General features: G+C 58.8%; 10 protein-coding genes. 5 read left to right on the top strand and 5 right to left on the bottom strand.

The features are described 5' to 3' along the window. The first annotated feature begins 2 nt into the window (after positions 1–2). The 4 genes from argF (at position 3) to EO133_RS03415 (ending at position 6,711) form a co-directional block, all read left to right on the top strand. Positions 3–929, top strand: coding sequence for an ornithine carbamoyltransferase (argF, locus tag EO133_RS03430; RefSeq protein ID WP_127071278.1), 927 nt, complete (start codon positions 3–5; stop codon positions 927–929). Beyond that, positions 930–1,916 carry an Hsp33 family molecular chaperone gene (locus EO133_RS03425; RefSeq protein WP_127071277.1) on the top strand — a complete coding sequence of 329 codons (987 nt, stop codon included), beginning with the start codon at positions 930–932 and terminating at the stop codon, positions 1,914–1,916. 233 nt (positions 1,917–2,149) lie between these two features. Next, positions 2,150–3,556, top strand: a complete 1,407-nt coding sequence (locus tag EO133_RS03420; protein WP_164734865.1) for an efflux RND transporter periplasmic adaptor subunit — start codon at positions 2,150–2,152, stop codon at positions 3,554–3,556. Continuing rightward, positions 3,556–6,711 carry an efflux RND transporter permease subunit gene (locus tag EO133_RS03415; RefSeq protein ID WP_127071275.1) on the top strand — a complete coding sequence of 1,052 codons (3,156 nt, stop codon included), beginning with the start codon at positions 3,556–3,558 and terminating at the stop codon, positions 6,709–6,711. The genes EO133_RS03420 and EO133_RS03415 overlap by 1 nt, the downstream gene beginning before the upstream one ends. Positions 6,712–6,736: 25 nt before the next feature. Here the strand turns inward: EO133_RS03415 and EO133_RS03410 are convergent, their stop codons facing one another. Together EO133_RS03410 and metZ are read right to left on the bottom strand one after the other, a co-directional pair. Further along, a complete protein-coding gene (locus EO133_RS03410) occupies positions 6,737–8,182 on the bottom strand; it encodes a TrkH family potassium uptake protein (RefSeq protein WP_127071274.1) in 1,446 nt (481 codons plus the stop codon). Positions 8,183–8,219: 37 nt separating this feature from the next. Then, the gene (gene metZ / locus EO133_RS03405; protein ID WP_127071273.1) at positions 8,220–9,425 is read right to left on the bottom strand and encodes an O-succinylhomoserine sulfhydrylase; all 1,206 of its coding nucleotides are present in this window, start codon (positions 9,423–9,425) and stop codon (positions 8,220–8,222) included. Between the two features lie 366 nt (positions 9,426–9,791). On the opposite strand from metZ, the gene EO133_RS03400 reads away from it, so the two are divergent. Continuing rightward, positions 9,792–10,940, top strand: coding sequence for a 2'-deoxycytidine 5'-triphosphate deaminase (locus EO133_RS03400; RefSeq protein WP_127071272.1), 1,149 nt, complete (start codon positions 9,792–9,794; stop codon positions 10,938–10,940). On the opposite strand, the gene EO133_RS03395 is transcribed toward EO133_RS03400, so the two are convergent. The 3 genes from EO133_RS03395 to EO133_RS03385 form a co-directional block, all read right to left on the bottom strand. Continuing rightward, complete coding sequence (locus EO133_RS03395; RefSeq protein ID WP_127071271.1) at positions 10,904–11,965, bottom strand: quaternary amine ABC transporter ATP-binding protein; 1,062 nt, start codon at positions 11,963–11,965, stop codon at positions 10,904–10,906. The genes EO133_RS03400 and EO133_RS03395 overlap by 37 nt on opposite strands. A 2-nt stretch (positions 11,966–11,967) precedes the next feature. Further along, positions 11,968–12,837 (bottom strand): ABC transporter permease, encoded by an 870-nt coding sequence (locus tag EO133_RS03390; RefSeq protein ID WP_127071270.1) that lies wholly within the window; start codon positions 12,835–12,837, stop codon positions 11,968–11,970. A gap of 94 nt (positions 12,838–12,931) precedes the next feature. Continuing rightward, complete coding sequence (locus EO133_RS03385) at positions 12,932–13,969, bottom strand: glycine betaine ABC transporter substrate-binding protein (protein WP_127071269.1); 1,038 nt, start codon at positions 13,967–13,969, stop codon at positions 12,932–12,934. Positions 13,970–14,130: the final 161 nt, after the last annotated feature.

Below are 14,130 nucleotides of genomic sequence, written 5' to 3'. Positions count from 1 at the left end.
TCATGACCGGACAGGCCAGACATTTTCTGGATTTGAAAGATTTTTCGCACGAAACGCTGCGGACCATTCTCGATCTCGCCCATGACATCAAGGCGCGCCTCAAGGACGGCGAGCGCCCCGAACTGCTCAAAGACAAGGTTCTGGCGATGATCTTTGAGCGCCAATCCACCCGCACCCGCGTTTCCTTCGATGTTGGCATGCGCCAGCTCGGCGGCCAGACCCTGATGCTCACCGGCCAGGAAATGCAGCTCGCCCGCGAGGAAACCATCGAAGATACCGCGCGCGTGATGAGCCGCTATGTCGATGCGATCATGATCCGCATCCTTTCCCATGACGATCTGCTCGATCTTGCCAGCGCCTCCAGCGTGCCGGTCATCAACGGGCTGACCCGCCGCTCACATCCCTGTCAGGTGATGGCCGACATCATGACCTATGAGGAGCATCGCGGCCCGCTCGCTGGCAAGAAAGTCGTCTGGGTTGGTGATAGCAACAACGTGCTGGCCTCGTGGGTCCACGCGACTGCGCTTTTTGACTCCACCCTTGCGATTGCCTGCCCCAAGCAATACTGGCCCGATCAGGGGCTTTTGTCTGACATCGCCGAAGTCGGCGCTGCGGTAACGCTTGGTACCGATGCGGTCGAAGCGGTGACGGATGCCGATCTTGTAATTACCGATACATGGGTGTCCATGGGGGACACCGATGAGGGCGAGCGCCGCCGCATCTTGAAACCCTATCAGGTCAATCCCACTTTGATGGCTCACGCGCGACCCGATGCGCTGTTCATGCACTGCCTTCCTGCCCATCGCGGCGATGAAGTCACCGATCAGGTAATCGACGGGCCGCAATCTGTTGTGTTTGACGAGGCGGAAAACCGCCTTCACGTCCAGAAGGCCATTCTGTGCTGGGCCTTCGGAATCGAAAGCATCTAAATGTCTGAAAGCTCCCTTGAACAATTCGGGCTCGACCGGCCCGAAAGCGGTGATGATGTTGCGGTGCCCTTCACGCTTGAAGGGCTCGATTGCCGCGGGCGCGTCGTGCGCCTTGGCGCCGCGCTTGATGTCATTATCAACCGCCACAATTATCCCGAACCGGTGGCGCGCCTTCTTGGCGAAGCGATAACGCTTGCCGCACTGATCGGCACCAGCCTGAAATTTGAGGGTCGGTTCATCCTGCAATCGCGCACCGATGGTCCGGTCAACCTGCTGGTTGTCGATTTCGACACGCCGGATGGGTTGCGCGCCTATGCCCGCTTTGATGCTGAAGCGCTTGATGCGGCAATTGCCGCCGGGCACACCAAGCCCCAGGATCTTCTTGGCAAAGGTGTTCTCGCCCTGACGGTGGATCAGGGTGTCCATATGGACCGCTATCAAGGCATCGTAGCGCTCGAAGGGGAGGGGCTGGAAGAAGTCGCCCATACCTATTTCATGCAGTCCGAGCAGATTCCGACCCGCGTACGCCTCACCGTTGCCGAATTTTCCGAACGCGGCAAGCCTGGCTCAAGCTGGCGTGCCGGCGGCGTTCTGCTTCAGCATCTGCCGGAAAGCGGTATCGCCCAGATGCCCGATCTGCCCGGCGATGGCGATTATGAGAACGATGCGACAGCCGATCCCGATTTTGTCGAAAACGATGGCTGGACCGAAGCCAAGGCTCTGCTCGATACGCTTACCGACGCAGAACTGGCCGATCCCGCCCTTTCTTCCGAACGCCTGTTGTTCCGGCTCTATCACGAAACCGGCGTACGGGTTTTCGAACCTCAGAGTCTTACGGAGCGCTGCACCTGTTCACCCGAACGGGTTGAAGCCATGATCCTTGGCTTTTCCGCGGAAGAACGCGCGGACATGGTGGTCGATGGAGAAATTGAGGTCGTGTGCGAGTTCTGCTCGAGTCAATATACCTTCAATCCAAATCAGTTCTGATCGTTTGTGGGCGCCCGGAAAACGGGGAAGAAACCTGCGCGGGCGCCCAAACCTTTCCAACCCTTGCGAAAAGTTCATTTGAGCCATTGTCCCGACGCAGTTAAGTTTAACTGTAGCGAAGGGCCATTGGGCCCATAAGCCTTTCAGGTCTGTCCCGGAAACGTGCGTCCTCGCGATAATCGCACCTCCGGCCAGACGCCAGCCATATGATGTGGCAGCAAGGATTTGGCCCTTTGGATAAGTCGAGCGGTTCCAGCTATACGCTGAATCATACGCCCCCTTCACAGCCTCAGACCACTGAGGACCGACCGCGCCGGCGCTTCGGCCTGCTGAGCGCATTGGCGCGCATTCTTGTCGCAATTGCAGTTCTTGTCGGGACCGGGCTTTACGTCTGGTCGCTGGTCAATCAGCGCCCCGCGCCGCCCTCGCGTCAGAACATTGAGCGTACATTCACCGTTACGGTGCAGGATGTGGAGTATGACGCCCACACCGCCAGCATTTCGACCTACGGCCAGATCGCTGCCGCGCGTACGATCGATCTGCGTGCGCAGGTTCAGGGACGCGTTGTGGAAGTATCGCCCGATTTCACGCTTGGTGGACTTGTCGAGGCGGGGGATGTTCTCGCCCGCATTGACCCTTTTGCCTATGAAGGTGCCTTGCTTGAAGCGCGTGCCAATCTGGCCGATGCAGAACTTGCTCTGCGCGAGGCCGAGCAAGCCCATGCGCTTGAAGAGCGCAATATCGAAGCGGCCAGCGAGGCGCTTGAAACCGCCCGGACCGATCTTGAACGCGCCCGCTCGCTGCTCGCCAGCGGCTCGGTCACCCAGCAAACCGTCGATACACGCGCATTGACCGTGTCCGAGCGCAGTCAGGCACTCAACCAGCGCGAGACCAACCTTTTCACGCTTTCCGCCCAGATCACACGACAGACAGCACTGATTGAACGCGCCCGTTATCAGGTTGAAGTGGCCGAACGCGATCTCGCCAATACCGAAATTACAGCGCCTTTCACCGGCATCGTAACCGAGCAGTCGATCACCCCGGGCGGCTATATCAGCGCAAATGATGTGATCGGTGGGCTCTATGATACCGCTGCGCTCGACGTGAATTTCACGATTTCCGATCGGCAATATGGCGAACTTGTCGCTGCCGGTCTTGCCAATCGTCCCCTCGCTGTCACTTGGGATCTCGACCCGGAGCCCATAACGGTTTCCGGCACCATCAGCCGTACGGCACCGCAAGTCGATGCTGCGACCGGCGGCGTTACCCTGCTGGCCCGGCTCGATGCCGAGGGCGCCCAAATGCTGCGGCCTGGCACGTTCGTCTCGGTCAAGATCGAAGGCATCACCTACGAAAACACGCTGCGCGTGCCCGAAACCGCCGTTTACAACGACAACCATGTCTATGTCATCCGCGATGATCGCATGGCGTCGGTGCCCGTTCGCATCCTGGCCCGCGACAATGCGCAATTGATCGTCTCGGCAAATCCGGATGAGGGCGAGCGGATCATCACCTCCCGGATCTCGCAGGCGGGCAATGGCGTGGCGGTACGCGTGGAGGGTGAGGATGAGCCGCAATCGGGTGGTCCGGGTGGCTGGGGGGGTGGCCCCGGTGGCGGTGGGCGGCCAGGAGGCAATTGATGCGCCCATCTCCGGAAGCCTCGCGCGGGTTAATCGCGCTTTTTGTCCGCCATCGCAATGCCGCGAACCTGTTCATGATCCTGTTCGTTCTGTTCGGGCTCTGGGGTGTCAACAATCTCAACCGGCAGTTGATGCCCAATACCGAAACACGCTCGGTGACGATTTCAATCGGCTGGAGCGGGGCATCGGCCGAAGACGTCGAACGCAATATTCTTCTGCTTGTCGAACCGGCAATAAGCTCGATTGATGGCGTCATCGGCATGGAGTCCTTTGCGCGGGAGGGCCGTGCCAATATCACGGTCAATTTCGAGCGTACCGTTGACATGCAGACAGCCGAACGGCAGGTGCAAACAGCTGTCGCATCGGTCAACAATCTGCCCTCGAGCGCCGATACGCCATCGGTTTCCGCGCGTCGCTTTTTCGACCCTGTTGCCGCTATCGCCATTTCAGGGCCGTTCCCGGAGGAAGCCCTTCGCCAATACGCGCGCGAAATCCGCGATGGGCTGTTAGCGGCCGGGGTCGACCGGGTGGAGTTTACAGGCTATCGCGACCGGCAATTGCGCATTGTGGTTGACGATGCCCATCTGCGCCAATTGGGGCTGACGCTGGCCGACCTTGCCAATGCGCTTTCGCCCAATTTCTCGGACCAGCCCTCCGGGTCGCTTTCAGGCGATTTCGATGCCCAGATCCGCGCCGCAGCGCGCGAACTGTCGGTCCGACAGATCGAGCAGACCGAGGTATTCTCATCGAGCACAGGTCAAACGCTCACCTTTGGCGACATCGCAACCGTCACCGATACGTTCGATCCCGATACGCCGCTCGGCTATATGCGGGGCGAACCGGCGATCAAGCTGCAGGTGTCGCGTTCAGCAAGTGCCGATACCGTCACGACTTATGAGGCCGTGCAGGCTTATGTCGAACAGCTTCAGCCCACATTGCCGCAATCGCTGAACGCTGTCGTTTTCGATGCAGCGGCGGAACAGGTCAATCAGCGCCTTGCCTTGCTCGTCGATAACGGGCTTGCGGGCCTGATCCTCGTCTTGATCGTGCTGTTCGTGTTTCTCGACGGGCGCGTGGCGATCTGGGTTGCCGTGGGCATACCGGTTGCCATTGCCGGTACGCTTGGCGCGATCTACGTCATGGGCCTGACCATCGACATGATTTCCATGTTCGCGCTCATGATGGTCCTCGGCATTATTGTGGACGACGCCATCGTTGTGGGCGAACACACTTCGACGCTCTATCAACAAGGGCTATCGCGATCCGAGGCGGCCATTCAGGCGGCAGGGCGCATGGCCGCCCCCATTGTTGCGGCCGCGCTGACCACAATGGCGGCTTTCGCGCCGATCTGGCTGGTGGGCGATGTGGTCGGGCAGATCATGGCGACATTGCCGGTTGTCGTGATCGCCGTACTGGCCGCCAGCCTTCTGGAGAGTTTTTTCATTCTGCCGGGGCACCTCTCCCATGCGCTGCCAAAACAACGCAAGCGCCCCGGTCCTTTCCGACGCCGCTTTGATGCAGGCTTTGATTTCTTCCGGGACCGTATGTTCGGCACGCTCGCCCAATGGTCCTATTCATGGCGCTATCTCACGATTGCCATAGCGCTGGCATTCACCATGGGCGCTGCTGGCATCTATATGTCCGGCCAGCTCCGGTTCGATTTCTTCCCAACGGCGGAAGCGGAAAGTTTTAACGTCATTGCGCGCTTTCAGGCAGGCACCCCGCAGGAAGAAATGGCCAATATTATTCTGGACATTGAGGCGGCGGTGAACGACACCGAAGCCGAACTGGCACCAAATGGCGAACAATTGCTCGTCACAACCTATGCCAGCCTCGATCTGGAAGAAGGCCAAGCCAACTTCAATGTCTATCTGACGCCGTCCGAAGAGCGCACGGTCCGTACCCCGGCCATCACACAGGCGCTGCGCGATAACTTGCCGTCGGTCTCCGGCGTTGAAAGCATCGGCGTTCGGGAATCGCGCGGTGGCCCGCAAGGCGCGGCTGTCGATGTGCGCTTCATCGGGGCCAACCCGACAATTCTCAAACAGGCATCTGAAGACCTCCAGGATATTCTTGAGGGCTTCCCGGAAGTCGATTCCGCCTCCGATACCCTGTTTTACGGCAGCCCCGAACTCATCATGAACCTCAATGCGCGCGGTGCCGCGCTCGGGTTCGATCTCACCACGCTCGGCGCTCAGGTGCGCGATGCGTTCGAGGGACGCAATGTCGGCACCATAGCCGCCCATGAAGAAGAAATATCCGTGCGTCTCGTCCGCAACGATCTCACGAGCGGATCCGCCGCTTTACGCGACATGTGGGTGAAGGCACCGAGCGGCGCCTATGTGCCGCTCAGTTCTATCGTTACCTTCTCGGAATCCCAGAACTTCCGCTTCATCATTCGCGAGGATGGCCGTACAGCGGTCTCTGTGCGCGCCAATGTGGCCGAAGGTGTCGACAATGCCGAAATCCTGGCGCGTTTGGAGTCCGACTATTTGCCTGCCATCACCAGTCGCTATGGCATCAGCTATGAGTTCGGCGGACGCCGCGCCGAACAGAATGCAGCCTTTGCCGATCTCGGCATGGGCGCCATGTTCGCGCTGGCGGTCATGTACATCATCATCTCATGGATGTTTGCGTCCTGGTTTACTCCGCTTGCCGTCATGGTCATCATTCCCTTCGGCGTCGCCGGGGCTGTCTGGGGCCACTACCTCCTGGGCCATAACCTGACCGTCGTATCGATGATGGGCATGCTCGGGCTGGCCGGTATTCTGGTCAACGCCTCGATTGTGCTGATCGCGCGGATGAACGAGCGACTGGCCGAAGGGCAGGGGCTGCGCGAAGCGGCCATTGGCGCCTCGCGTGATCGTCTCCGCGCTGTGATCCTCACCTCCCTCACCACCATAGGGGGCCTATTGCCACTGATCTTTGAGCAGAGCCTTGTTGCCCAGTTCCTTATCCCCATGGCCGTCACCATCGTTTCAGGTCTCGGCGCAGCAACGCTTCTGGTCCTGTTCCTTGTTCCGGCGATGCTCGGGGTTGGGGCTGATGTCGGTGCCTTCTTGCGCTGGGCGTTCCTGACAAAGAACGCTCTGACATGGCGGGAAATGCTGGCAGGCCGTCACCATGACGCCAACCCGATGGCGCCAGCGGAATAGAAGCGCTTCCAGCAAAGGGCGCCGTTCACGCCTTCCAGAAGCGTGGCGTGAACAGGACGAGGATCACGAGCACTTCAAGGCGACCGACCAGCATCCCGATTGTCATCAGCCATTTGGTAAGATCGCTCAGCGCAGCGAAATTGCCTGCCGGACCGATCTGCGGCCCAAGGCCCGGCCCGACATTGGCGATTGATGTGGCCGAGGCGCTCAGGGCCTCCATAGGCGCCAGGCCGGACATTGAAAGCAGGATGGCCAACACGAAAAAGCTTGCAATGTAGATAAACACAAAGCTCTGCACCGATGTCGAAACGCTGTCGGGCAGGGGGCGGTTGTTATAGCGCTTCACGTAAACGATCGAGGGATAAACGATCTGGCGCACATGCTGATAAAGGTCGCGCGCAAGCACCTGAAAGCGGAAGATCTTGATGCCGCACGATGTCGAACCGGTGCAGCCGCCGATAAACATGAGAATGAAAAACAGCGCTATCGAAAACGTGCCCCAGGCCGAAAAGTCGGCGATCCCGAACCCGCTGCCCGTTATGATCGAAACCACCGAGAACAACGCCTGCCGGAACGCCAGCTCGCCGCCGGAAATATCGAGATCGATCTGGTAAAGCATCATGACAAGCGTTGCCGCGCCAATGATCCAGAGAAACAGGCGCACCTGGGAATCCTTCCACAGTGCAGAAAAACTCCCCTGCAATATCCCGATATAGAGGATGAAAGGCAGCGCCCCCAGAACCATGAACGCGATGGCCACATAATGCACCGCAGGTTGCTCGAATGCCCCAAGCGAGGCATCGCGGGTCGAAAATCCACCCGTTGCGACGGTGGAAAGCGAATGGGTGAAGGCGTCGAACGGCTCCATTCCCGCCACCCAGTAACTGACCGTGCAGGCAAAGGTCAGTAGCGAATAGATAATCGTCATTGCCGAAGCGATTGCAGTGGCTCCGGGCAAAATCTTGTCGGGTGTCTCAAAGGCTTCGGCCTTGAACATCTGCATTCCACCCACCTTGAGCATGGGCAAAACCGCAATTGCCATTACCACGACGCCGAGGCCGCCGAACCATTGCAGCAACCCGCGCCACAACAGCACCCCCGGCGGCGCCGTATCGAGCGTTGTAATGACCGTCGCGCCGGTCGTTGTGATCCCCGACATAGCTTCAAACATGGCATCGGTAATGCTCAGCCCCAGCCCCGACATGTAAAGCGGCAGCGCGCCGAATATGGTCAGCACCACCCAAATAAGCGTCGTCATCAGAAACGCTTGCCGCAGGTTCAACTCCGGCGTGCCGCCCGACGAGGAGGCCCAAAGGCCGGCTCCGATAATGGTGGTGAAAAGCGATGCGGTGAGAAACACCGTCCAATCTTCCCGGCCAACGGCCAGATCGGCAATTGCGGGCAGCAACATGGCCACACCCAAAGCCGCTGTCAGCGCGCCAATGGCCGAAAAGATAGTGCGAAAATCCATGGGCTGCCCGACCGGTCAGTGCGTCGTCTGGCGCAACCTAAACCTGTTCGAGCCCGAAGGCCAGATCGGCGATCAGGTCGTCCGCGTCTTCCAACCCCACTGAAAGTCTCATTAGCCCCGGCGTAATGTCCATTTCCAGCTTGGCCTCATCGGAAAAGCGCTGATGGGTGGTCGTTGCCGGATGAGAAATGATCGATTTCGCGTCGCCCAGATTGTTGGAAATCGCGATCACCGAAAGCCCATCCGCCATGCGGAAGGCGGCTTCCTTGCCGCCCTTCACGGTAAAGGCTGCTAGTGTCGATCCCGCCCCCATCTGGCGCTTGGCCAACGCGTATTGCGGATGGCTCTTGTGATGGGGATAGCTGAGCGATTCAACTTTGGGATGATCGGCGAGAAAATCGGCAACCTTTGCCGCGTTCTCGGTCATGGCCTTCACGCGGATCGAAAGGGTCTCCAGCCCCTTGAGCAGCACCCATGCGTTAAACGGGCTCATCGACGGCCCGGTCTGCCGGATGATCGTATGAATATCGGCTTCAATAAGCGCCTTGCTTCCAAGGATCACTCCGCCCATGGCACGGCCTTGCCCGTCGATATGCTTGGTGGCCGAATAGGTGACCAGATCGGCGCCCAACTCCAGCGGCTTCTGCCAGATCGGGGTAGCAAACACATTGTCCACGACCAGCAAGGCACCATTGGCATGGGCGATTTCGGCAACCGCCTTGAGGTCGACAAGCTCCAGCGTCGGGTTGGTTGGCGTTTCAACGAAAACCACTTTTGTATTGGGCCGCATGGCCCGCGCGAAATTTTCCGGGTCGCGACCATCGACCAGCGTGGACTCCACGCCCCAGCGCGGCAGGTAATCCTCGACCACGAACCGGCAGCCGCCAAACAGCGCCCGTGCCGCCACCACATGATCGCCTGCGCGCACCTGGCCCATCACCGCGGTCGTTACCGCAGCCATCCCGGTGGCCGTGCCACGTGCAGCCTCTGCGCCTTCCAAAAGCGCCGCGCGCTGCTGGAACATTTCAACGGTCGGGTTGGAAAAGCGCGAATAGATATGGCCCGGCTCCTCGCCCTTGAACCGCGCTTCGGCAGCGGCGGATGTGGGATAGACAAAGCCGGAATTGAAAAAGATCGCTTCTGAGGTTTCCCCGTGCTGGCTGCGTTCCATGCCGCCGTGAACCATCATGGTCTGCGCCTTGCGGCGCTTGTGGTCACTGAGCGGATTCTTTTCTTTGGTCATGGGACACCTCAAAAAACAAAAAATCCGGCACGCGTGTTGCGGCCGGAGCAAATGGTCGCTTTAGCAGCTTTTGTCCCCAAACCTTGGTTCGAGCACGTTCGGACCTTTGCGAGCAAAAATCCAGGTGGCCTGCAATCGGACCGGCCAAATCACCACCTGACTGCCATTTATTTGCAGTCACCTCTGACTTACTGCCAAATCGCGCTTGGCGTCAATCGCTCAGGTTGCCAGTGTGCGTGTCCAGAATAGGTGGTCGCCGGCTATTCGGTTCGGACACGCGCCAAAATAGGGGTTTAGAACAAATCCGCAATTCCATAGAAAGCGGATTTGTTCTAATCGTGAAACAAGCTTTGGAGGCACGACATAATGAGCCAGGTTTGGCCTAACGGTATTTTTTCGGCACGCTTAATCAAGAACCTCGCCAAGCAGGGCGCCATCGCCTCGGGCAAAAAGTTCGCTGCCGACCAGATACAGCCCGCCAGCCTCGATCTGCGTCTGGGCGAAAAAGCCTTGCGCGTCCGCTCCAGTTTTCTGCCCGGTCCAGACAAAACGGTTGCCGAGCGCGTTGAAAACCTCAAGCTGCACGAAATCGATCTGACCAAGGGCGCCGTGCTTGAGCGCGGCTGCGTCTATATCGTGCCGCTGCTTGAAAGCCTCGCGCTCCCCAAAGATGTTGCCGCCGCCGCCAATCCGAAAAGCTCCACCGGGCGGCTCGACATCTTCACCCGCGTCATCACCGATGGCGCACGCAGCTTCGATACGGTGCCGGCAGGCTATAAAGGCCCGCTTTATCTCGAAATTTCCCCGCGCACCTTCCCGGTTCTGGTGCGCACGGGTTCGCGCCTGTCCCAAATGCGCTTCCGCGTCGGCAATCCGCGTCTGACCGTCGCCCAGCACAAGGCCGTGCATAAAAAGGAAACACTTGTTTTCGATCCCAACATGGATGTCGGTGAAGGCGTTTCGCTTTCGATCGATCTGATGGGCGAGGGCCGGGGCGGGCTAATCGGCTTCCGCTCCAAGCGCCACACCGCCGTCGTCGATGTGGACCGCAAGGGCACGCTGGACGTCCTCGAATATTGGGAGCCGCTCTACAATCGCGGCGATAATGAACTGATCCTCGATCCCGACGAATTTTACATTCTTGTCAGCCGTGAAAGTGTTCACGTGCCGCCTGACTATGCCGCCGAAATGGTGCCATTCGATCCGCTGGTGGGTGAATTCCGCGTGCACTATGCAGGCTTTTTCGATCCCGGCTTTGGTCACACGGCAGCCGGGGGTACAGGCTCGCGCGCCGTGCTTGAAGTGCGTAGCCGCGAAGTGCCGTTTCTTCTTGGTCACGGTCAGACCATTGGCCGGCTGGTCTATGAGAAAATGGCCGAAAGACCCGATACGCTCTACGGCTCGGCAATGGGCTCGAACTATCAGGCCCAGAGCCTCAAACTTTCAAAGCATTTCAAGCCCTATGAGGGTATAGAGCATTACTCTCCGGCTGGTGTGGGCACATCGGGCGAATAGCGCGCCAGTGCCTTGATGACCCGTTTGGCCGTAATCTGACCGATCTGCTTGCCATCGGCATTAACGACGCCGATCCAGTCATGCTCGGCAAAATAGGGTAGCACGTCCTCGCAGCGCGCATCTTCGGGTACAGTAAGTACGCTGGGTTCGATCTTTGAGGTGTCCATGATCGTGCGCACATGAATGGCGCGCGCCTTGTTAACATCACGCACGAAATCCTCGATATGGGCGTTGGAGGGATTGAGCACGATATCTTCGGGCTTGCCTTCCTGTTGCACTGCGCCATCCTTCAAGACCGCAATGCGATTGCCGATTTTCAGCGCCTCATCGAAATCGTGGGTGATAAACAGGATCGTCTTGTGCAGCGATTGCTGAAGTTCCAGCAACTGATCCTGCATGCCAGACCGGATCAGCGGATCGAGCGCGGAAAACGCCTCATCCATCAGGATGATCTCGGTATCCATCGCCAGCGCTCGGGCCAGGCCGACACGCTGCTGCTGGCCACCGGACAATTGCCGCGGGCGTGAATTTTCATAGCCCTGGAGCCCGACTGTTTCGATCCATTGCGCGGCCTTTTCCTCGCGTTCGGCCTTCTTGACCCCGCGCACTTCCAGCCCATAGGCCACATTGGCGAGCACCGAGCGATGCGGCAACAGCCCGAACTTCTGGAACACCATGGCGATCTTGGTGCGCCGAAAATCCCGCAACTGCTCGAGATTCATGGAAAGCACGTCTTCACCACCAACTTCGATTTCCCCGGCGGTCGGGTCGATTAGGCGGTTTACGTGCCGGATCAGCGTGGATTTGCCCGAACCCGAAAGCCCCATCACCACAAAGATCTGACTGCGCGCGATATTGAGCGAAACATTGTCCAACCCGACCACATGGCCGGTTTCGGCCTGCACATCGTCCTTGGATTTCCCGGACCGCAGAAGGGCGAGCGCGATCTGCGGATCGGGGCCGAAGATTTTCGTCACGCCCCGCATTCGGATCGCAATATCGTTTTGCTGTGTCTGCTCGCCCATGTTCAGCGCGCCTCCGAAATGCCGATGCGCGCTTGCAGGCGCTTGCCATAGGCCTGGGTGATCCGGTCAAAGATAATCGCCAGCGCCACAATGCCCAATCCGGCAAAAAGCCCGCGGCTCACCTCCAGTCGGCCGATACCCTGCAACACCTGATAGCCAAGCCCGCCTGCACCGATCATCGAGGCGATCACCACCATAGCCAGCGCCATCATGGTTGTCTGGTTCACCCCGGCCAAAATTGTGGGCAGCGCCAGCGGAATTTGTACCCCGAAAAGTTTTTGCGTCGGCGTTGCCCCAAAGGCCTGGCTGGCCTCCATCACCGCCGGATCGACATTGCGCAGCCCGAGATCGGTCAGCCGCATCAGGGGCGGGGACGCATAGACGATTGTAGCGATCAGGGCCGGAATGCGGCCGGGACCGAAAATCATCACCGTCGGGATCAGATAGACAAAGCTAGGCATGGTCTGCATCAGATCGAGAACAGGGGTTACGATCTGGCGCACCCGCGTTGAGCGCGACATCCAGACGCCAATGGGGATCGAGATCACGATTGCTGTCAGCGTTGCGGCAATCATCAGCGCTGTCGTCACCATGGCATCGCGCCAAAGGTCCATCACGCCGAGAAAGATCATGGACAGGAAAACCACGAGCGGCAATTGCCAGCGCCGGGTAGCGAGCCATGCAACGCCAACCAGAATGGCAATGATCAGCCACCACGGCGTTGCCAGCAAAAGCTGTTCGATGGCATTGAGCAGGCGCAAGAGCGGCGAGGCAGCAGCCTCAAGCTCGGTGCCCCAATTGCGCACAACCCAGTTCAGGCCGTTATCGACCGCTCTGCGAAGCGGTCTCGTGTCTATCACATCAGGAAACATGTATTCGGGTCCTCATTGGGTAGCCCATACCCCCAAAGGCAAATGCGACCGGACGCATCCGCCCGGCCGCATGGTGCCCCATTATCGGTCTTTGTCAGTTAAGGCTTGAAAGAACCCGCTCTGCAACATCGTCGGGAACCCATGCCGTCCAGACATCCTGCTCGGTGCGCAGGAAGTTCTGGGCCGTTTCTTCGGCCCCGGCCAGTTCCTCCACGCCATAAACAAGCAGCCTGCTGATCTGGTCATTGGTCAGCCCGGCCTGTGCCAGATACTCGGCAACCTCGGGCGCTTCTTCGGGCACCCAGGCGGCAGCGCCGATTACGGCAGGCGAGGACGGATATGCGGTAATCCCGGCAGGCTCGTCGCATTCGATGTCGGTATTGCAGGTATAAACCTCCATATCGACTTCGCCGAGATCGAGCTGAACGGCATCAAACTGGCCAAGGATCGAGGTCGGTCCCCAATAATAGAAGAGGATGGGCTCTTCGCGTGTGAACTGGCGCGCAATCGACGCATCAAGAGCACCGCCGGAGCCGGGCGAGAACAGGTTCCAACCCTTTTCATCCATGTCATAGGCTTCAAAAAGCGCCGAGGTGGACAATTCGCACACCCAGCCCGGAGGGCACGAATAGAGGCGGCCGCGATTGGGGTCTTCAGGGTCGGCGAACAGGTCGGGCCGGGCGATCACATCCTCGGCTGTCTGCAACTCGGGATGTTCCTCCTGCACATAGCGCGGGATGAACCAACCCTCGACAGTGCCATCGGTAATCGCGTCGCCGAGTTCGACGACAACACCGTTCTCGATGCCGTTTGCCCACGGTTCCTCAATCGCGCTGGTCCAGAGTTCGGGCGCAACTGCCGGTTGTCCGCGGCTCAGCATGGATGAGGAGGTCGGCACCGTATCGCCCGTCACGATTTCAACATTGCAACCAAAACCCTCTTGCAGAATGACGGCGTGGATATGGGCCAATGCTGCCGCTGAGGGCCACGTCATTTCAGCAATATCGATTGTGCGGTCGGTTCCGCAGTTGGTTTCCTGTGCAACTGCCGGGATGGATGCTGTCGCGAGCAAAGCTGCCGAAAACGTGACAACACCCATCGCGGCGGCCTTGCCACCGGATTTCAAAAACATATGCATGCCTCCTGCTTATTCGTTGATTGATTTAATCCTACCAATCGGCTCATAGAGTGTCAAATTTGCCAATATTTGATAAATATCACAAGAATATTTCACTCAGGAAGAATACATCAATATATAAACTTGATTTTTATATGATTATTGAAAGGCAAAAT

This window comes from Pelagibacterium lentulum (assembly GCF_003992625.1).
Classification (GTDB): Bacteria; Pseudomonadota; Alphaproteobacteria; order Rhizobiales; family Devosiaceae; genus Pelagibacterium; species Pelagibacterium lentulum.
This window is presented reverse-complemented; position numbering and strand designations above follow the sequence as displayed.